This window comes from Calidithermus terrae, assembly GCF_003574345.1.
In the GTDB taxonomy this organism is placed as follows: domain Bacteria; phylum Deinococcota; class Deinococci; order Deinococcales; family Thermaceae; genus Calidithermus; species Calidithermus chliarophilus.
Window position 1 is genome coordinate 1 of the sequence record NZ_QXDL01000465.1, and the last position, 681, is coordinate 681.

General features: G+C 73.9%; 1 protein-coding gene. It reads left to right on the forward strand.

Annotated features, from left to right (window positions below):
• Positions 1-392 (forward strand): asparaginase (locus Mterra_RS21600; protein WP_147373081.1); only part of this gene is annotated, 392 nt, incomplete at its 5' end.
• Between the last annotated feature and the right edge of the window lie 289 nt (positions 393-681).

The following is a 681-nucleotide window of genomic DNA, read 5'->3' on the forward strand; positions in this document are numbered from 1 at the left end:
CCCGCACCCTGCAGGAGGTGTGGCTGCCGCCCTACCGGGCGGGCCTCGAGGCCGTCTACCAGGCCATGCGCGCCCACCCCGACCTGGTGGCCGGCCCCGAGAGCATCGACACCGTGCTGATGCAAAAGGTCCCCGGCCTCGTCGCCAAGCGCGGCGCCGACGGCTACTACGGCATGGCCCTGCGCGAGAGCCGCTGGGGCCCCGTCGGCGTCACGCTCAAGGTCGAGGACGGCTCGCAGGCCGCCCGCGAGCCCGCCGTGGCGCGGCTGCTGGAGCTGCTGGGCGCGCTCTCGCCCGAAGAACCCCTCGAGTGGCGCCGCCCCCTGCTCAAGAACGTGCGGGGCCTCGAGGTCGGCTGGCTCGAGCCCAAGCTCGAGCTCCACTGGGCCTGAGGCCCAGCAAAGCCTCGGAAAGGCGCACGCGGTGGCGTCTCGCGCTCGGCTTTCGGCAGGTCTTGAGCCCTGGGCTCAAGATCGGGGCTGTATGTCCTGCGGCCCCGGTGCCGTGCTAGGGCCATGCGTGCCCTGCATGGCCCGGACCCTTGGGTGGGCCCGAAACCCGGTCGCCAGGGGTCGCTCCTCACCGGGCTGACCCTTTTGGCCTGCTGGCGGGCTCGGGGGCGGCGAGCGCGGGCCGCGCCCGAGCCCGCCAGCAGGCCAAAAGGGTCAGCCCGGTGAGGAG